Origin of the sequence: Streptomyces sp. NPDC018019, assembly GCF_044327805.1 — a bacterium.
Classification (GTDB): domain Bacteria; phylum Actinomycetota; class Actinomycetes; order Streptomycetales; family Streptomycetaceae; genus Streptomyces.
Genome location: NZ_JBIRGD010000014.1, coordinates 1 through 18448 on the forward strand (window position 1 = coordinate 1; position 18448 = coordinate 18448).

The 18448-nt window shown below is 71.8% G+C and carries 18 protein-coding genes; all 18 read right to left on the reverse strand.

The features are described 5' to 3' along the window. Window positions 1-48: 48 nt before the first annotated feature. Window positions 49-492: a hypothetical protein gene (locus ACH4FX_RS22760; RefSeq protein ID WP_398481661.1), complete on the reverse strand. Its 444-nt coding sequence runs from the start codon at window positions 490-492 to the stop codon at window positions 49-51. Between the two features lie 370 nt (window positions 493-862). After that, window positions 863-1945, reverse strand: a complete 1083-nt coding sequence (locus ACH4FX_RS22765; protein WP_398481663.1) for an ANTAR domain-containing protein — start codon at window positions 1943-1945, stop codon at window positions 863-865. A gap of 301 nt (window positions 1946-2246) precedes the next feature. Then, window positions 2247-3095, reverse strand: a complete 849-nt coding sequence (locus tag ACH4FX_RS22770; protein ID WP_398481665.1) for a helix-turn-helix domain-containing protein — start codon at window positions 3093-3095, stop codon at window positions 2247-2249. A gap of 33 nt (window positions 3096-3128) precedes the next feature. Then, window positions 3129-3653 (reverse strand): DUF6879 family protein, encoded by a 525-nt coding sequence (locus tag ACH4FX_RS22775; RefSeq protein WP_398481666.1) that lies wholly within the window; start codon window positions 3651-3653, stop codon window positions 3129-3131. Between the two features lie 363 nt (window positions 3654-4016). Beyond that, window positions 4017-4979 (reverse strand): hypothetical protein, encoded by a 963-nt coding sequence (locus ACH4FX_RS22780; protein ID WP_398481668.1) that lies wholly within the window; start codon window positions 4977-4979, stop codon window positions 4017-4019. A gap of 87 nt (window positions 4980-5066) precedes the next feature. Next, window positions 5067-7400, reverse strand: a complete 2334-nt coding sequence (locus ACH4FX_RS22785; protein ID WP_398481670.1) for a Helicase associated domain protein — start codon at window positions 7398-7400, stop codon at window positions 5067-5069. 176 nt (window positions 7401-7576) lie between these two features. Beyond that, window positions 7577-7771, reverse strand: coding sequence for a hypothetical protein (locus tag ACH4FX_RS22790; protein ID WP_398481671.1), 195 nt, complete (start codon window positions 7769-7771; stop codon window positions 7577-7579). Window positions 7772-7960: 189 nt separating this feature from the next. Next, a complete protein-coding gene (locus tag ACH4FX_RS22795; protein ID WP_398481673.1) occupies window positions 7961-8461 on the reverse strand; it encodes an NUDIX domain-containing protein in 501 nt (166 codons plus the stop codon). 38 nt (window positions 8462-8499) lie between these two features. After that, the gene (locus tag ACH4FX_RS22800) at window positions 8500-8961 is read right to left on the reverse strand and encodes a hypothetical protein (RefSeq protein WP_398481675.1); all 462 of its coding nucleotides are present in this window, start codon (window positions 8959-8961) and stop codon (window positions 8500-8502) included. Beyond that, window positions 8958-12053, reverse strand: coding sequence for a lantibiotic dehydratase (locus tag ACH4FX_RS22805; protein WP_398481677.1), 3096 nt, complete (start codon window positions 12051-12053; stop codon window positions 8958-8960). Before ACH4FX_RS22805 ends, ACH4FX_RS22800 begins: the two co-directional genes overlap by 4 nt. Before the next feature lie 32 nt (window positions 12054-12085). Continuing rightward, window positions 12086-12265 (reverse strand): hypothetical protein, encoded by a 180-nt coding sequence (locus tag ACH4FX_RS22810; RefSeq protein WP_398481679.1) that lies wholly within the window; start codon window positions 12263-12265, stop codon window positions 12086-12088. 129 nt (window positions 12266-12394) lie between these two features. After that, a complete protein-coding gene (locus tag ACH4FX_RS22815; protein WP_398481681.1) occupies window positions 12395-12967 on the reverse strand; it encodes a DUF6624 domain-containing protein in 573 nt (190 codons plus the stop codon). Window positions 12968-13845: 878 nt separating this feature from the next. Beyond that, window positions 13846-14454: a hypothetical protein gene (locus ACH4FX_RS22820; protein ID WP_398481683.1), complete on the reverse strand. Its 609-nt coding sequence runs from the start codon at window positions 14452-14454 to the stop codon at window positions 13846-13848. A gap of 2 nt (window positions 14455-14456) precedes the next feature. Then, window positions 14457-15746, reverse strand: a complete 1290-nt coding sequence (locus ACH4FX_RS22825) for a cytochrome P450 (RefSeq protein ID WP_398481684.1) — start codon at window positions 15744-15746, stop codon at window positions 14457-14459. Further along, a complete protein-coding gene (locus ACH4FX_RS22830; protein ID WP_398481686.1) occupies window positions 15737-17071 on the reverse strand; it encodes a cytochrome P450 in 1335 nt (444 codons plus the stop codon). The genes ACH4FX_RS22825 and ACH4FX_RS22830 overlap by 10 nt, the downstream gene beginning before the upstream one ends. Continuing rightward, window positions 17064-17681 (reverse strand): GTP-binding protein, encoded by a 618-nt coding sequence (locus ACH4FX_RS22835; protein WP_398481688.1) that lies wholly within the window; start codon window positions 17679-17681, stop codon window positions 17064-17066. The genes ACH4FX_RS22830 and ACH4FX_RS22835 overlap by 8 nt, the downstream gene beginning before the upstream one ends. Next, on the reverse strand, window positions 17659-18051 hold the full coding sequence (locus ACH4FX_RS22840) for a DUF742 domain-containing protein (protein ID WP_398481690.1): 393 nt from the start codon (window positions 18049-18051) through the stop codon (window positions 17659-17661). Before ACH4FX_RS22840 ends, ACH4FX_RS22835 begins: the two co-directional genes overlap by 23 nt. Beyond that, window positions 18048-18446 (reverse strand): roadblock/LC7 domain-containing protein, encoded by a 399-nt coding sequence (locus tag ACH4FX_RS22845; RefSeq protein WP_398481692.1) that lies wholly within the window; start codon window positions 18444-18446, stop codon window positions 18048-18050. The genes ACH4FX_RS22840 and ACH4FX_RS22845 overlap by 4 nt, the downstream gene beginning before the upstream one ends. Window positions 18447-18448 lie beyond the last annotated feature (2 nt).

Below are 18448 nucleotides of genomic sequence, written 5' to 3' on the forward strand. Positions count from 1 at the left end.
GACGGCTCCGCCAGATTCAATACCGCAGCGACATCATCGACAGCTGCCTCACCGCGACCGGACTTTCCCTAACGACACCACGCAGACAAAGTCAGCAGACGGCAGGGAGGGAGGCCGTGCCGTGGGCCCCCTGATGGGGCACGATGCCGCCGCGTGCCCAGGGGCGACCTCCAGGACCGAGGTGACCTGGCAGGACGCGATGTCGATCACGTCGACGGTGCCGGCCTGAAGGTTGGAGACGAAGCCGGCGTCACCGTCCGGAGTAGAAATGATGTTAATGGCACCGCGGCCGGCCTCCCCCCCCAGCAGCGCGAAGGTGATGCAGTCGTAGACGGACAGCAGGCCGCGCTCGCAGCGGAAGCCCCCTTCGCCGCTCATGTGCCACTGCCCCACCAGCAGCAGGCCGCCGGAGGCGACGTGGACCGGGCTGGGGGCAGCCGTGGTCGCGATGGTATGCACGAGGGTGTCGGCGGCGGTGTCGATGACCGGCACCGCCGACGGCGCGCCGGTGCCGGTGAGCGTGGGGGCGGCGCACAGGCGCGAGCCGTCCGGGGACAGGGCCAGATCCTCGCGTCTTCGGCAGCGCCGGTGCTGCGGCGCCGACGGCAGCCTCCTCGGCTACTGGGCCGAACCAGCGGAAGCTGCCCTGCCGGGCGGCGGCCTCGGACAAGTGTGGGCACCCGCTCGACCACCGCCCGGCACGGAGGATCCTTCCCCGCACGATGGCGCACGGCAAGGGCGCACAAGCGGGCCGCCGCCGCGGTCCGCGCCCGGGTGGCGCTCCTGCGGATCACGCAGGAGATCCGGCCCGGTGCGCGGTCATCGCCGACCGGGAGGCGGGCGCCACCTGGCAGCGGATCGGTCACCCACACGGGCTGACCGGCGAAGCCGCACCGGCCGACCGAGCACGCCGTACTTCGTCAACGGACGCAATGCGCAGGCCAGAGGCACCATCGAGTGGTCCGCCAGTAACCTGCTCACCATCCACTACACGACTTCGGCAGCCGACCAAGACCCACGCGTGCGCAAGGCCGTAGAACGAGGGTGAGGGGAAAGGCGCGTCGTCCGGCCGCCCGCCGCAGACACCCGCGTAGTTGCCCGCGGGGCATTTTGCCCCGCGGGTCAGCTTCTCAGAGGCACCCGGACGTGTATTCCCCGGCCTGTGAACGGCACCGGCCGGGGCGTGTGCCCGGGTGCGGGTCAGGAGTCCGGTTCGGGCCGGGGGAAGGGACCGCGATCGGCGGGCCCGTAGACGACCTGGTGCGCCGCCGCGGTGAGCTTTCGCTGGTGGGCGCGGGCGTAATCGCGCAGCCGGGTGAAGGCCGTGTGGGGGCAGGTGCAGGCGCTCGGCCAGCACTCCTTTGGCCTGTTCGATGATGATGCGGGAGGCCAGGGCCGTTTGCAGCTGGGCGTTGTGCTCGCGCACGCGGTCGAGTTCCTGTTCGCGGGCCAGGGCCCAGGCGGTGGTCTCGGCCAGGACCTGGCAGGCGCCGATGGAGGCCGCCTCCAGGCGGTGGTGCTGATGGAGGAGGTGGAGGACGCCCAGCAGACGGCCCTGGTACTGCAACGGGACGGCGGTGGTGGCGGTGAAGCCTTCCACCGGGGCCTGCGGGGTGAAGTGCGGCCAGCGTGCCTGGCTGTCCGGGTGGGTCAGCTGCACGTCGGCCAGCAGGGTGCCGGTGCGGGACACATCCGGGCACGGGCTTTCGGCCAGGACCACCTGGAGTCGTTCAAGGCGGGCGGCGGCCGGGCCGGTGGCGAAGCCCACCTGGCGCAGCCGCGGCCCGTCGGCCAGCAGAAGGCCGCTGGCCTGGACCCCGGGCAGGTGCAGGCAGTACTCGGCCAGCCGCCGTCCCGGCGCGGCAGTCTCATTCAGGGGATCGCAGAAGACGCCACTCTGCGGCGGGCCGCCGGACGGCGCAGAATTTGTTCCGGTCTCGGACATGGCGGACACACATCCATTGCAGCGGCCCGCGGACCGCAGCCGACAGGCCCGGACCCGCCGCGCATGGCCCAAAACCAGCCACCTCCCCACGGCGACAAGCGCACGCCCGCCTGTACGCGCCCCCTTGGTCCACCGATTCACTCCGGATCAGGATGAGATGAACTCACAACGCTCAGACGCCTACGAGATGAAATCGGTGCACGACTTCTCGTCCTCCGCTACCGCCGGTTCCGCGACCTTTGCGTGCTTCTAGAAGAACGCGCCGTTGGATCTTACGGAAGTTCCACGGCGTTGCACGCCGTCACTTGAAGGCGGCACGGGCACAGAGCACCAGGCGCCGGGCCGCGTCGCCGTACACCGCCATCCGCTGCAGCTGGTCGAACGCCCTGAGATACACGCTGATCTCGCCGGGCGCGGTGATGTTGATCTCGGCGGAGAGGGTTTCCACCTGGACCCGCTCCTGGTCGAAGACCATGAACGTCTCCAGGGGCCACATCGTGCGCCGTGCGCTGACGGGGATCACGCCCAGGGCGACGGCGGGAAAGGCCATGGCTTCGAGCAGGAAGTCGAGCTGGCCGGTCATCGTCCCCGGCCCGGTGAGCTGGTAGCGCAGGACGGCTTCCTCGACCAGCAGCAGGAAGCGGTGGCGCCCTTCGCGGATGACGCGCGAGCGGGCCAGTCTGGCGGTAGCGGCCTCGCAGGCGTCGTCGGGGGTGCCCTGGAACCGGTTGATCGCCGACAGCAGCGCGGCGGCGTAGGCGTGGGTCTGCAGCAGGCCGGGGATGACGTTGGAGCAGTACACCCGAAACAGCCGGGTGCGCTCGTAGAGGGGTACGGCCGCTTCCTGGTGGCGGCGGATGCCGCTGCGGTGCAGGCGACGCCACTCGGCGTACATCGACTCCGCCGTACGCGCTGCGGCGAGCAGATCGTCCATCTGGTCGAGCGCACCGCACGCCGCGCACCAGGCCCGGATGTCCGAGTCCGAGGGCGGCGTGCGGGCGTTCTCCAGCCGAGAGGTCTTCGACTTGTGCCAGCCGCACCGCGCTGCCAGCTCGCTGGTGGTCAGACCGCCGGCGCGCCGCATCTCCCGAAGGCGTACCGCCAGGGCACGGCGGGCTTCTTGTACAGCCGGGGACGGAGATGCGGACACGGGCAGCGTTCCAGTGAGGGCGAGGTGGTCAGATCAGGCCGGCGTGTACTGGTCGTGTGGCACGGCCCGCTCCCACACGGCGGCGAACGCCTGCGTGCACAGCCGGGCCACTGCCGCGTCCTCGGTGTACTGCGGGGCGACGGCCCGGCCGTCGCCGGAGAAGACATTGAAGCGTACGGCCCGCTCGTCGATGAGCCAGAAGTCGTTACCCGGCAGCGCCAGGCCGGAGGCGTGCGCCCGGGGCAGCCACCGCACCTGCTCGCCAGCCGCCACATTCACCGGCGTGATCGCGTGCTCAAAACGGATGTACTGGCTCACGGGCTCCGAAACGATCCGTGCCCGGCGCACCGTGACCCCGCGAGCGGTGGTCCGCTTCACCAGCTCCACCCACGGCCGCCAGAACGCCGAATCGGCTGCCGGTACTGTTCCGTCGCGCCGCCAGGCGTCCACCGTTGCCGTCTCCTCCTCGACGGCATAGACATCGCGCATCTCCAAGTGCACGGCCGAGTGCCGGGCACAGTCGAGCAGTTCAGCGAAGTCGGGCACCGTCTGCGACATCACACGCCTCCCTGAGCTGGGCCGCCATACGGGCGGGGATACGGACCACAGCCTCCCCTTCGGGCCGGGGGCTGTTCATCGCGCACTCCTGGAGCGTCGCGCCGTCGGCGCACCAGCCCTGCACGATGATCTCCCTATTGGCCTCGTCCACCCAGACCGCAGGGCAATTCCCGCCGCCTGTTTCCGGATCGATACCGATGAACCGTAGTGCCATTAGTGCCTCCCATGCGTTTGCACGCGGTATGCCATGTTGTGGTCGCTGTGCTGGGGATCGGCGCGAACTTCGCCACCAGGCTGTTCGACGGCAGTGACACCCTCTGGGCTTCCCGGACGTCTGTTCCAGAACAGGTGTCTCGCCCGCTGTCAACGGGGTTCCGGCAGTTGATTGAGGTCGTAGTCGGTGGTCACCAGCAGGTGATCGCTGGCGGCTTTCGCCTTCGGCCCGCTGTGGGTGGTGTGCGCGTAGGCGGTGCGGGCCAGGCGGAGCGTGGCGCGGACGGTATCGATACGGCCGGGACCGAAAGGGTCAGGGCGCCCGCGCTCGTCGAGCATGTGGCCACACGTCGCCTCCCAGGGGACGTCCAGCAGCGGTGCGATGTCGTGCAGACCGCCGGGTTCCTGGCTGAGGAAGACGGCCGCGTCCCGGTTCGCCACCGGTGGCGCATCGGGGTGCGCCGGGCCGAAGCCGACCTGGTACCGGAGTTTGCGGTGCCGCTGGTCGGCGTAGCGTTCTTCGTCGTAGTAGGAGGTGTCGGCCCGTCGCGAGGCATCCAAACTGTTCCAGTCGGCTCCGATCGCGCCCTGGTCATCTTCACCCTGGAAGGCGGACAGGATGCGACGCGCCTCTTCGAGCCGACGCGTCGGAGAAAAAGGATTCGCATGGTACGAGCCCCACTTAATGGGCCTCGGGCCACCGGCGTCGAGCGTCACCGTGACCATGCCGTGCCAGAAGTCCACTCCGCCGTCGTAGCGCTTCAGCGTGTTGGGTACGGCTTCGACGTCGGGGGTCCACAGCAGAGCGACGTGGAAGCGCACGCTGTCGCAGGTGCCCGGGTGCTGGCTGGCCAGGGCGGGGATGATGCGGCGGCCCCGCGGCCGGGAGGCTTGCGCGACCAAGCCGGTGTCGTCGGCGAACGTGCGAAGGACTCGGCTGGCGTCGGCCCGGCTGTCGCCGGTGATCTCCTGGACTGCCAACGCGCCCCGGCGGTTGCGGAAGGCTTCGGTCACCGTATCGACGAGGTAGGCATACCGCTCCTTCTCCTCGGCTGTGCGCGGAATGCTCAGGTTGAGAAGGTTATAGGTGCCGAACCGGAAGTCTGCTGCCATTAGGGTCTCCTGGTACGTAGGGAGCGGGACATGAGATCTGCGAGCAGGCGGTGTGCCTGCGACGTGCCGGATGAGTCGGGCCGATGGTCACCAACGCATGCCGATGTTGGTCAGCGCGAGGGCACGCTCGCGGCTGAGCTTGTTGTTCCGGAAGTTCTGGCGCTGCTTGTAAACCCACCTGCCAAGAGAGACCGGGTCAGGGCCCTTCGTCGTGTACTTGGCCGGCACGCGCAGGTGCCCGTGGGTGCGGTAGTAGTTGCGGGCGGCTTCGAAGCCGCGCTGCCACTTGTAGTCGTGGACGGACCACACCATGCCGAGGTCATCCAGCTCGCGGATCCGGTCGGGTGACTGCTGTTCTCGGCTGTTGCGCAGCACATGAACCCACTGGCCCAGCGCCACCGGGGGATTGTCATCGGTGGTAAAGGCAATGGGGACCAGCAGGTTGCCATGCTGTTCGCGGTAGGCGCGCGCGGCGGTGATGTGCCGCTGCCAGGAGTTGTCGTACACGCTCCACACCATGCCGATGCGCTCCAGAGCGGCCAGACGATCGTCGTCGAGGTGGAAGAGCCCGGCCCGCAGGGCCCTGACGAAATCCCCGAGCTTGACCGGAGCGCCGCCGTTCTCGCCGGGAAGAACGACATACCCCTTCGGGACGAGCAGGTGGCCGTGGTCCTGGTAGTAGGTCTGGGCCGCGGCGTAGTTGCGCTGCCAGTCTTCGGCTTTGGGCGCCCAGGCGATGCCGAGGGCATCGAGGCGTTCCTTGCGGCTGGGCAGCAGGTTGCCTTTGCTTTCGGTGACACGCTGGCGCGCGAGCCACTCGCCGAGTTTCAGCCCGCCGGGGGCGGTATAGGACAGCGCGATACGCAGATCACCGTGCTGCTGCCGGTAGGCGGTGGCCGCCCCGTAGAACTCCTCCCATGACGGCGTAGTGCTGCGCACGGCGTGGGTGGTGATGGCGGTGGCGAAGTGGGCCGGGACTTCGACTCCGGTGATCCGCAGCCAGTCCGGCAGCTGGGTCACGGGATTGGCGGGCCAGCGCTCGTGGCCGGCGCCGGCACCGAGTTGCAGGCGGGCCTTGTCGAGCTGTTCGCCGAGGGCCTCGTCGTGCGCGCGGAGGGCCCGCGCGATGCGCCACACCTGGTGGTAGGCCGAGCTTTCCAGGGCCTGCACCGGGTCCTCATCGGGGCCGAGCAGGACGGGGACGATGATGGAGGCGACCTTGTCCTTGCGGTCTCCCAGGCGCATGGCCCGGCCCAGCGCCTGGATAATGTCGATCGTCGATTCGCGGGGGTCGATAAAGGCGATACCGTCGACCGCCGGCGCATCGACGCCCTCGGTCAAAACCCTTGCGTTGGACACGACGACCAGGCCCTCTTCGTTTCCGCGCAGCCGGTCGAGGACCTTGCGGCGGTCCGCCACGCTCTGGGCGCCGCGCACGTGCCCCGCCCACACCGACGGAGCCGCGGCGCCGTCCGCCGCCAGCAAGGGAGCCATGGCGGGCAGCGTCTTGGCGAACCAGTCGGCATCGCTGACCCGGCCGTGATAGGTGATCAGCCGGCGGATGCCATGCTGCTCGGCCGCCCGCAGCACGGCGATCTGACGGGCCAGCATGTCCACCGAAACTGCGGAGCGTCCCACCTGGTAGTGCCGCTGTTCGGCGGCCAGGGCGCGGACCTCGTCATTGGTGACGACGGCGACGACGACCTGGTACTTCGCCAGCAGCCCCAGCGCCGAGGCCCGGGCGAAGGACAGCGTGTAGCTCCTGGGGCCGTAGATTTTCGGGTTGTCCATGCTGACGGCGAAGTCGTCGAGGCCAAAGCCCCCGCGGGAGCCGACGATCCGGGGAGTGGCCGTCAGGTACAGCCGTCGGTCGGCGGGCAGCGCCACGTCGTCGTGGACTTGTGCCCAGGCTTTGCCAGCCGCTCCTGCGGTACGGTGCGCCTCGTCCACGATCCCGAGGGTCCAAGGGCTCAGGGCGTGGGAGGCGTGCGCCTCCTGCAGGACCCGCATGCCTGCGTAGGTGCTGACCACCGTCACCCGGCCCGGTCCTGCGGTCAGCCGGGCGAGTTCCGCTGGGCTGGTGGTCACGGCGGCGTGTTCGGCGCGCAGGTCCTGGCCGCGCCGGTCCATCACGCCCGGGTCGGAGCACAGGGCCACGGTGCGGCCGGCGCCGTCGCCGTAGGTCTGCCGGTATGCGTGCAGGGTCTGCCCGACCAGTTCGATGCTGGGGACCACCGTCAGTACTCGGCCGGTGGGTGCGATGTTTTGTGCGATCTCGATGCCCACCCGGGTCTTTCCGGTCCCGCAGGCCATCACCGCGGTGGTGCGCTCGGTCCGGGACAGCGTGTCCGTGACCGTGGTGACGGCTTCGCGCTGGTGAGGCCACAGCGCGGGAGCGGGCAGGTGAGAAGCGGACGCCATGCAAGTGTTCCTTACGTCATGGGTGAGGTGGTCACGCGCCATCGGCGGGGGAGAGGTCTTGCGACGAACTCGTCGTCGGTAGCCGTTTCGTCTCTGGGGTGCGCCAACGCAGGCCGGCGGGCCCCGGGTTCGGGAGCGCGGGCCGCCTTGGGCGCCTTTGGCCGGTTGGGGCGAACTCATAGACGCAGCTGGGTGAGTGCTCTTGCGATAGTGCTGACGAGGTTGTTGATGGGGTCGGCGAGCTGGGTGTCCTTGAGGTAGAAGCCGAAGAGGAGGGCGACAAGCGCGTGCCCGGTCTTCAATCGGCCCTGTTTGACCAGGAGCACGACGACGATCAGCAGCACGATGACGATCGGCAGATGCACCGTCACCGGCAGGGTCGCTTTCGTGACCCGGGGGAATTGGCAAGCCGGCTCGGTGAGCGGAATCTCTCTGTCATGGTGTGGATGCGCAGTAGTGCGATGGCTGGCTCGCCACGGGGTGCGGCTTGCGCCACTTCCCCCGCTGGCGGGAACGAGGTGGCGTGCAGCGGAGCCCGGCGGCGTGGAGGACGGCCGTCGTTACCCGGCACGGCCGGCAAGGTAGCCGTTGTGCGCATGGCCGAGCGCCCGGAACGCGGCGTTGATCCGTTCCACCAGGCTCTCGGGCGCGTAGCCGGTGAGGTGTTTGCGTGGTACGAACCGGTACTGGGTGATATCGGCGGCGAGCCGCACTTCGGTGTGCTGGCTGATGGTGCCTCCGTCCCACACATAGTTGTGGCCTTCGAGGGTGTTGCCCTTGGCGGGCTGCCAGTGCATGAGCAGCAGCCGTCCGGGCTCGATGAGCAGGCCGGACTTCTCCTGGATCCGGCGCTTGCAGGCCGCCTGGGGGTCCTCGTTGCCTTGGGCGCAGCCGCCCGGCAGGTTCCAGGTCAGCAGGTCGCCGCGGTCCACGCGGCGGCGCAACTCGAACAGGAGGATGTCGCCCTTCTCGCTGCGGATCAGGCCCTGGGATCCGATGCGTCGCGGGGGCGCGTCGGTGAAGTGGTCGGTGGTGTCCGGGCTGTTCACGAGGGTCTCCATGTCCTGGTTGTGGGAATGGGGATCGAAAAGCGTGGGTCTTAGGTCGTGGTCTCGGGGCGGGCCGGGGCGAGGAAGCCGCCGTGGGCGCGCAGTCGGCGCAGGGTGGCTTCGTAGTGGTCGTCGTACGGGGAGATGTCGGTGCGGGAGGCGATCACGAGGCCGTTGATCTCGCCGCGGGCGACGGCGCTGCAGGCGCGGTCCAGCTGCGGGCGGGTGGCCGGATCGGTGGGGCCGGTGCGGTCGAAGGTCCGCAAGCCGATCGTCCAGTTCATGGACGTGGCCAGGCCGAGGGCGGTGGCCAGCCGGGTCGCCGGGTCCTGGCCGTCGTCGACCAGTACGTACAGGCCCACGCGCAGGAGCCGGGTGAGGCCGGCCGTGACCTCGGCGAAGTACGTCTCGCGCAGCCCGCGCAGCCAGTGCGCGCCGTGGAGATGGTCGCCGGGGCGAGGCACGGCAGGCCCCGGCTGCCGGGGCGCTGTGGTGGAGGCCGGGGATGTCATCGTGCGCCTCCGGTGGCCAGGGGATGGGTGCGGTGGGCGAGGGCGACGGCGCGGGCCAGGCGCAAGGCGCCCTCGCCGTCGGCGCCGGTGCGGCGGTGATGCTCGTGCAGCAGGCCGGCCAGCACCAGGTCCGGGTCGGCGCCGGGCGCCGGACCGAGCGCGGTGCGGTAGGCGGCCAGCGCCTGGTGGCGGGTCTCCCAGCGGTCGGCGAGGCCGTCGCCGCCGGGCAGGGCGCGCAGTCCCGCCCACCGTCCGTCGATGGTGATCAGGCGCCGTGCGCTCTGGTGCACGGAGCGCGGCAGCGGCCTGGGGGTGGCAGTGGATTTGGGCTGGGCGGCCAGCCAGCGCAGGCCGGCGTCGATGTCCCCGCAGAACCCGGCCGCGATGGCGACGGCGTTGGCCGCTGCCAGCACCCGGGAGTCGGCCCCGCGGACGCGCAGCAGTTGGTGGAGGACGGCGGCGGAGTCGGCCGTGAAGCAGCTCTCGGCGGCCTTGACCTGGCGTTCGCTGCCCCAGCGGCCGAGGTGCGGCCGATAAGGGACGACCTCCATCGCCCCGAGGCCCCCGGACTTGACCAGGCGGGCGGCCCAGGCACCGACCAGCTGTAGGGCCGGGCCGACAGCCCGGTCTTCCGGGAAGCGGAAGACCAAGGTCATCGCTGCTGCTTGTTCAGGGAGGAACCACCGTGGGATTCCGGCGAAATCGGCCAGCAGGATGGGCAACTGACGGAGCACTCCGTCGTGGCTGGGCCTGCGGGCTCCGGACAGCCGGACGCACAGGTACGGGCTGGCCCCCGGCACCTGGCCACCGGGGTGGGGAGGCGGAGCGTCGGCGGGCACGGGCGGGCCGGGAGCTGGCGGTGTGGTGGAGCGCAGCAGCGTCACGATCTCGGTGGGGCGGCCCTGGCACCAGCCCCAGGCACGCTCGTCCGGTGCCTCGGTCAGAGCGAGGGGGTGCCTGGCGCGGTGGAGGTGGTGGCGCAGCAGCGCGAGGTGTCCGATGTCGTCCAGGTGCAGGGGCAGGCGCTGGTCGAAGTCCTCCAGCAGCACCGCATCGGGCAGCCGCCGCCGGGCGCGCAAGCCGGCGAAGGCGTCTTCCCAGGCGGCCGGGGTGGCGTCGGGGCCGGGCAGGGCGGCGCGGTCCAGGGCCCACGTGGCCGGGCTGAGCACGGTGCGCCCGTGCCGCAGCCGGGGCAGGACCGGCAGCGCGCCGGCGGCGCCCCAGTTGAAGGCCCGGACCAGCGCGGTCAGTACCGCGGTGTGCCCGCGGGCGAGTTCCTCGCAGAAGCGGGCCAGCCAGGGGGTGTGCCACTGCCGCTGCAGCGAATGCGGGATGGACGGATCGAGGATCTGGCCGCGCGAGCGGGAGAGCAGGTGCAGGCGTCGGCCGTCGCACATTACGGCGAGGTCGTCGGGGGTGAGCGTGTCCGGCTCCGGGGAGCGGTGCTCGGAGAAGCTGACGAGGTGCTGCTGGAGGCGGGGCAGGCGGGCGAGGTGGCTGGCGCCGGAGGCCAGGGAGGGGAAGGCGAGCTGGACCGGCAGCGCGCCCGTGAGACCGGCGGGCGGCCGGGCCAGCGTGGTGAGCAGGGCGCCGGCCGGATCGTGGGCGAGCAGGGCGGCGAAACGCCCTCCGGCGATGTGGCCGTAGCCGCGGGAGACGCCGCGCAGGACCAGCGCGAAGTCGCCGTGGTCGAGCGCGGCGGGGGAAGGGCTGTGCAACTCGGCCAGCAGCTCGGTGTGCGGCGGGGGCTGCATACGTGCCGGATCGCCGACCGCCAGATGCTCGATCAGATGGTCGTCCAGCTCGATGTCGCGGTCTTCGAGCACGGCCTGCTGGGCCAGGGCGAGCAGCCGGCGGTCCCGGGAGGACAGCGGGGACCGCGGTGCGGGGGCGGCGCTGTGGAAGCCGTCCGGCAGGCCGATGCCGGTAACCGGGTCGATGCACTCCAGCAGCGGGACCAGCACGTGCGGCCCGTAACGCTCCAGGAAGCGACCGCGGTAGGCATGCCAGGCGGGAACGCCGTAGGGGTAGGGCGTCAGCCGGGCCAGGACGGCCGCGGCGGCCTCGGTCTCCCAGGCCACCGCGCGCGGCAGCTGCACCTCGGCATCCAGATGCAGGTCCACCGCCAGCGGCTCCGCGACGTCAGCGTTCGCGCGCATCCGGTCCGCCAGCGCTCTGCGGCGGTCGCGTCCCGCGGAGACCGGGAGGCGGTTGTGCTCGGACATCAGGCCGTGGACCGCACGCAGGGCCGCGATGGGGTCGGCGGCCGGCGGCACCTGGTGCACGCCGACGCTCTCCAACTGGTCCAGCAGGTATCCGAGGGCGTCAGGCTCGGTGGCCGGCGGATGCAGGCAGCTGATCAGCACGCGGTGGGCGATCAGCTCGTCGAGCAGGGCGCAGACGGTGCGCGCATCGACCTCCGGGGAGCCCTCGGCGAGGTGGCGGGCCAGGTCCCGGTACGCAACGGGGGCGCTGGCCATCTCCAGGACGGCGCGCACGGCCGGGGTGTGGCGCACGGAGACCTCCCGGACCGCGGTGGTCCGCTCGCCGGGCCGCCGGGGACGCCAGGGCACCACCAGGCGGTCCCCGCGCACGACGGCGACGGAGTTGGTCACGAGCGTCAGCAGGGCCCGGACCTCGGGCAGGCCCACCAGGGTGGTGATCACCTGGGTCAGCCAGGTGCCGTCGGCCTGGGCCACGGCCCGGTGGCCGGTGCCCCAGCGGACCGAGGTCCGCGGCCCGAAGCGGGCCTCGCACACCCCGGCGAACAGGCCGAACGGCGCGGCCCGGTGCCCCAGACGCAGCAGGTAACCGGCCAGGGCGAGCAGCAGCTTGGAGACGACGGCAGCGTCGCCGGGTGCCGGATCCGCGACCAGGGCGTCGAGTTCGTGCGCGAGGCCCGGACTGGCATGGCGTACGGCGTCGGCGACGACGGCGGTCCCCCACACCTGCCCAATCCAGCCCGCCCACCGCTCGACGCCCGCCGGTGAGGTGTCGGCCAGGCCGGGCCAGGGCGGCACCGTGATGCCGGCGTGGTGCACGGACCGCACCAGAGCGGACTGCTCACACTGGTAGCGCAGCCGAGTACTCATGTCTGTCCTGTCCTCTGGTCTGAATGCGCGTGTCAGGTGAAGGTGCGGGCTTCGGGGCCGTCGCCGCCGAAGAAGAAGGTGAAGGCGTCCGCGGTGCCCGGCACTTCGGCATCGCACAGGCCGAGCACGAAGTCGTCCTCGGTGTAGGGGCCCGCCGCGGGGACCTGGACACCGGTGCACTGGGCCTGGCGTGCGGCAGGTGTGTCCGTCACCGGCGGGTGCCCTCGGTCCGGGCCCGGCTGGCGACCCTGTGGCCCGGCGGATCGGTGAGATGGCCCGTGGGGCAGGTGGTCCATGATTCCTTCTCGCTGCTCGGATGCTGACGAAGAGAGGGGCGAGGGTCAGGAGATGAGGAGACGGCGCCGCTGGTGGGCGGCCAGCTCGCCGCTCAAGGGCTGCAGCCCGACGGCGGAGCGCCGTGCCTCGACGCCCTCGGGGTTCTCGATCGGATAGGGGCGCAGCAGCCGGGGGTCGACCTGGGTGCCGTAGCGCTGGTGTCGTCCCTGGCGGACGGCGGACAGGTCGTGGGCGTAGGCGCCGTAGGCCGTGTCGCAGGCGCCTTCGGCGACCGCCGTCTGGATCAGACCGCAGCAGGTGAGCACGAAGTCCCGGTCGGTCTCGGGGGCGTGCAGCAGGATCTTCAGGGCGGCCGCGGACGCCTCGCCGCCGACCAGGACGGCGGTCGGCCAGCCGTGATAGTTGACCAGGTGGCGCAGCTCGGCAGTGTGCAGGGCGCGGGCGCCGTACAGGTGCTGGCGGCGGTGGGCGGCGCCGGGCAGGGCGTGCACCTCCCGCATCAGCCGGTCATCTTCTGCGGCCATGGCCGTCAGCTGACGGCGCACGGCATCGCGGACCTGGGGCGACATGGCGCGCGGGGCCTGCTGCGCGGGTACCGGCTCGGCGGAGTGGGACATCGTGAACGCTCTCCAGAGGTGATGCAGGCAGTACGGGAGGAGGTGGTGGTCGGCGGAGGGCTCAGGGGGGCCGGCCGTCACGTGGAGCGATGGGGGCCGGGGATCTGTCCGGTGCGTCGTCCCGGCACCGGCGTTCGGCAGGTGCCGGGTCCGATGGCGGCGGGGCGATGCCCAGCAGGTTTCGCAGGCGCTGCGCCGACCGCAGGGCCTGCGGCGTGGGGTCCGGGAGCCGTGTGGTGATGCCGCTCGGCCCGCCTTCGCCGACAGGGACGGGGCGGTCAGGTCCTTCCGGGGGCCCCGCGCGCCGGGGTGACGGCGCTGTGCCGCCTCACCGCACCTCCCGGAAGACAAGGCACCGGTGGGCAACCGCCTTCCGGAAAGTCGTACGGGTGTGTGGTCCGTACCCTCCCCGGGACGGTGCTCTGGCTCGTCCGGGAAGCTGGAGAGGACGCGCTGGCCGGTGACGCTGGTGGTGAGGTGGCCCGTCATCGCGTACTCCTCGGAGGCGGAAAGAAGGGGGAGGGGAGAGCCGGCCCCGGCCAGGGGCACCCCTCTGTCAGCCCTGCCGGGGCCGGCTCGGGTGCCGCAGCGCCGGACAGACCCAACCCGCGGGTCCGGCGCCGACCCGGCCTGCCCGTCCCCACGGCGGAGCGGCCGGGTGCCGTCCCGGACGTCGTCGGCCGGGGCGGCTGCGGCGCGGCTCCGTCCCGCTCTCGCGGTGCAGGTCGGGGCCGCTGTTTCCCGAAGGGCACGCCCGCCTCGGGGGCACGCGTGGTCTTCGGGAGGGCGGCAGCCGTCACGGGGAGACGGCCGCCAGGGCACGGACCTGCCGTGCCCGCCCGCGCGACGGTGGTTGGCCCACCGCCTGCGGAAGCTCGTCAGAGGCGTCTTCGTCTCCGTGCGCATGGCGGAAGCTGGGCGTGGACGGTGTCGGTCAGTCGGGTCAGGCGCCGGGTGCGGCGGCGCAGCAGGAAGGCCGACGTGGGGGTGGGCAGGACTTCGAGGCCGTAGCGGTCGCCGAGGTCATCGGCCGCCGCCTGGTCGGCGGTGTCTGCGGCCAGCCACTGCACGCGCTCGCGTGCGCCGTAGTCGACGAGCCAGCCCACCAGATGCGGCCCGTACCCGTCGCGGTCCGGTCCGTCGCGGTCCTCGTACAGGTCGTCGATCCACAGCGCCCCGCCGGGCATGTCCCGACCGTGCTCATCGCGCATCGGATTCTTGAGCACCAGCGCGCAGCTGCGGATCGTGACGCCGTCCAGCAGTAGCCAGGTCAGGGGATGGCCCCGGTCGACGGCGCCGAGCATCGACAGCAGCGGGCAGCCGCCGGGCGTGGCGGGCCGGGGCCGGTGGTCCATCCAGTGCGTCGCCCGTGCGACGACCTGCGCCAGGGCGTGGCGGTCGGCGTGCTCCGCCGGGCGGATGACGCAGCGCGTCCGCCGGGGCCCGCTGGTCGCCGCTGCTGCGGTGCCGGGGAAGGTGCGGGGCATCGTCATCCCTCCGTGCGGGTGTCGGCCGGCCGGTCGTCGGCCGGTGCCAGGCGGACGGGCAGGCTGGTGTAGGAGTTCATGAGCACGGTGGGGGAGCGGCGGGGGGTGCCGGTCACGGTGAGGTCGGGCCACCGCTGGAACAGGCGCTGAAGGACGATGCGGCCTTCCAGGCGGGCGAGCGGGGCGCCGAGGCAGACGTGGATGCCGTGCCCGAAGGAGGTGTGGCTGCGGACGTGGCGGATGTCGAACTGGCCGGCGGTGGGCCCGAAGCGTTCGGGGTCGCGGCCCATGGCGATGTAGGAAATCATCACCGGATCACCGGCCTGGAGGTCAACGCCGGCGAGCGCGGCCGGGCGGGTGGCGAAGCGCAGCAAAAAGTTCGCGGTCGGCGGATCCCAGCGCAGCACCTCCTCCACCGCGCGCTCCCAGGCGATCTCGCCGGCGCGCAGGAGGGCGAGCTGCTCGCGGTGGGCGGTGAGCGCGCGGACGGCGTTGACCAGCAGATGCACCGTGGTCTCGTGTCCGGCGACGATGAGGACCTGGTTCGCGGCGACTATCTCCGGGTCGGTGAGCCGCTTGCCGCCGGACAGACCGAGCAGCGCGCTGGTCAGATCGTCCCCCGGCGTGTGCCGCATCCGCTCCAGGTGGCGGTGGAGGTAGGCGCTGAGGCTGGCCACGGCGTCCGTGGGGTCCTGGGTGTCGTCGAAGAGCACCTCGAACCGTTCGCGCAGCATGTCGTGATCGGCTTCCGGGACGCCCAGCAGGTGGCAGATGATGGTCATCGGCAGGGGCCAGGCCACCTGCTTGCGGAAGTCGGCCGTGCCGTCGGCGGACGCGTGCGCGGCGGCGGCTAGCCGGTCCAGGAGCCGGTCTGTGACCTCCTCGATGAGCGGGGTCAGGGCGCGGACGCGTTTTTCGGTGAAGACCGTGGCCAGCGGGCCGCGCAGGTAGCTGTGGTCGGGCCGGTCGACGGTGATCAGGCTGCGGCCTCGGGGCGCGGCCAGGCCCATCAGCGGCCAGTCGGCCGGTATGTCTCCCGCCTGCAGGGCGCGCCAGTAGCGGCGCTCGGAGCTGAAGACGTCGGGTGCCCGCAGGACGGTGCGGGCGACGGCGTCGCGGGTGACGGCCCAGACCGGGACGTTTCCGGGCAGGGTGACCGGGACGACGGGCCCGGCGTCGCGCATGACGGTGGCGTCGTGGTGGAGGTCGGCGCTGTCGGGGGAGAGGCGGTGCACCGGCCGGTCCAGGCTCAGCGGGGCGTCGTCCGTACGCGGGCTGGTGTTCACATCCATGGGAGACCCTTCGGGTGGCCGAGACTGAGGGAGGTGGGGGCGAACTGGACCGGCAGGGCCAGCAGGCCGCGCATCCAGATGGTGGGGGCCCAGCGCAACTGGCTGTCGTGGCAGGCCAGGGACAGTCCGGGCAGGGCGTCGAGCAGCACCTCGATGGCGGTGCTCGCCATCACTTCGGACAGGTCGCGGGCGGGCCGGGGGCAGCTGTGGGGTCCGTGGGAGTAGGACAGGTAGGCGCGGCAGTCGCGCACGCCCGAGGCCGGGGCCGGGGCCGAATCGAGGGCCGGGTTGGTATTGGCCGCGGTCGGGGCCGGGTGGAGAGTGGGGTCGGTGTTGGCGGCGGCCAGGCCGAGCAGCACCAGGTCGCCCGCCGGGATGCGGTAGTTGCCCAGGTCGGTGACGCGGGTGGTGATCCGGCCGGCGAAGACCTGGGTGGGGGTGTCGTTCCACCGGACCTCGTGCAGCGCGTCGCTGACGGACAGGCGCCCGCGGCGCAGGGTGTCGGTGAAGCGGTCGTCGGTCAGCATCAGCCGCGCCGTGTTACCGATCATGTAGGCGGTGGTGATGTGGCCTGCGATGTAGGTGACGAGCAGGTCCTCGGCGAGCTGCCGGTCGCTCAGCGCGAGGGGGTGCTCCGCCAGCCGGGAGGCGACGTCCGCGCCCGGCCGGCGGCGGACCCGGGCGACCAGCCGCTCGACCACCTCCCGTGCCCGCTGCCGCCCGCTGATCGCCTCCGGGCCGCTGGAGAGCATCGCGGCGAAGTGCGCGGGCAGATCGCGGCTGTCCTCCTCCGGCACGCCCAGGGCCCAGCTCATCACCAGCACCGGCACCTTGAGGGCGTAGTCGGCCATCAGCTCGGCGGCGCCCGCCGGAGCGACGCGGGCCAGCAGGTGCTCGCTGATGTGCTGGCAGCGCGCGGCGAACTCGCCGCGGTCCACCGCGTCCAGCGCCGCGCTCAGGGCGCCGGCGCGCTGCCGGTGCGCCTCGCCCTCGGCGTACAGGAGGCAGTCGTGGGCCTGCCCGCCGCCGAGCATCGGCCACAGGGGCCAGTCGGAGGGCAGCAGCGGGCCGAGCCGCCAGCGCAGCGTGTTGCGGGCGAAGGTCACCGGGTCCTCGGTGACGCGCCGCAGGGTCTGGTGGTCCAGGGTGAGCCAGGCAGGGACGCCGCCGGGCAACAGGACGGGAGCGACCGGCCCGTGCGCCTGATACAGCTCACGGAAGACCTCGCCGGCATCGTGCTGGTAGCTGCCGTCGCCCAGCAGCGGCGCGCGCTGGTGGCTGGCCGGGACGGCGATTCCGGCAATGGCTGGGGAAGTGTCAGGCACGGCCCGCCTCCTGACGGCCGCGGGCCGCATAATGGCGGCCGGCGTAGCGGACCAGGGTGATCAGGACCTGGCGTACGGAGTCGCGCTGCCGGGCGTCACACGCCATCACCGGCACTTGCTCCCGCAGCGTCAGGTGCTGGCGGATCTTCTCCGGGCTGTGGCGGGCATCTTCGCCGGTCCACACGTTGTGGGCCACGACGAACGGCATCTTGGCCTCCTCCACCCGGTCCAGGGCGGGAAAGGAGGCATCGAAGCGGCGGGTGTCCACCAGGACCACCGCGCTCAGCGCGCCGCGGAACAGGCGGTGCCACAGCTCCTCGAAGCGCTGCTGCCCGGGCACGCCGAACAGGTGCAGGACGGTGTCCGTATCCAGCGTGCGGCGGCCGTAGTCGAAGGCCACGGTGGTGGTGCGCTTGTGCGGGGTGGCGCTCAGGTCGTCCACGCCGATGCTGGCGCGGGTCATTTCGGCCTCGGTGGACAGCGGCCGGATCTCGCTGACCGACCCGATGAAGGTGGTCTTGCCGACGCCGAAGCTGCCGGCGACGGCCAGCTTGACCGCGGTGGGTTCGGCCTGGCCTGTGGGGGCGTTATCGCAGTCGTTGGAGACCACCAAGGACCCTTTCCAGCAGTTCCTGCCCCTGCGAGCTGTCGAAGAAGTCGTCGGAGGCGGTGCTGCTTTGTGCGGGAGGAGAGGCGGGGGAATGGTGTACGGAGACCCGGTGCTGGTCGATCAGGCGCGAGAGGACGACCGTGGCGAAGCCCAGCGGGCGGCGCAGGAGCGCGGCGATCTCCACGACCGCCAGCGCCTGGTCCCGGCACAGCTTGATGATCTGGGCGTCTTCGATCTGCAGGCCGGCCACGTCCCCGCGCACGGTGCGGATCAGCGAGGACGGATCGAGCGCGTGGTCGCTGCTGGTGCGTCCGGCCAGGGCCACGAACGACCGGTCCGGCACGTCGCGTGGGTCGGGGGCCTGGCTCATGGCGCCGGGGTCGGCGCGGTGCGGACGGGGATGTTCAGGTGCGTCCTGACCCGATCGATCAGCTGCACCATCGCGGCCCCGATCGCCCCGGTGTCGGCTTCGGCGTCCGCCAGGACCGCCAGGACCGTGGCGCCACCCGCCTCCATGACCACCACCTGCCGTTCGCTCAGGGCGACGGTCAAAGAGCGCAGGCGCCCGGCGGCGCAGTGAGCTTCAAAGCCCTCCCCCAGAGCGACCAGGCCGCTGCAGACCGCCGCCATCTGGTCCGCGGCATCGGTGTCCAGCTGTCCGTCGCGGGCCACCTTCAGGCCGTCGTCGGACAGCAGCAGCGCCTCCACGACACCCGGGGTCTGCTCGATCAGGCTCGTCATCAGCCAGGTCAGGTCTTTGCTCACGA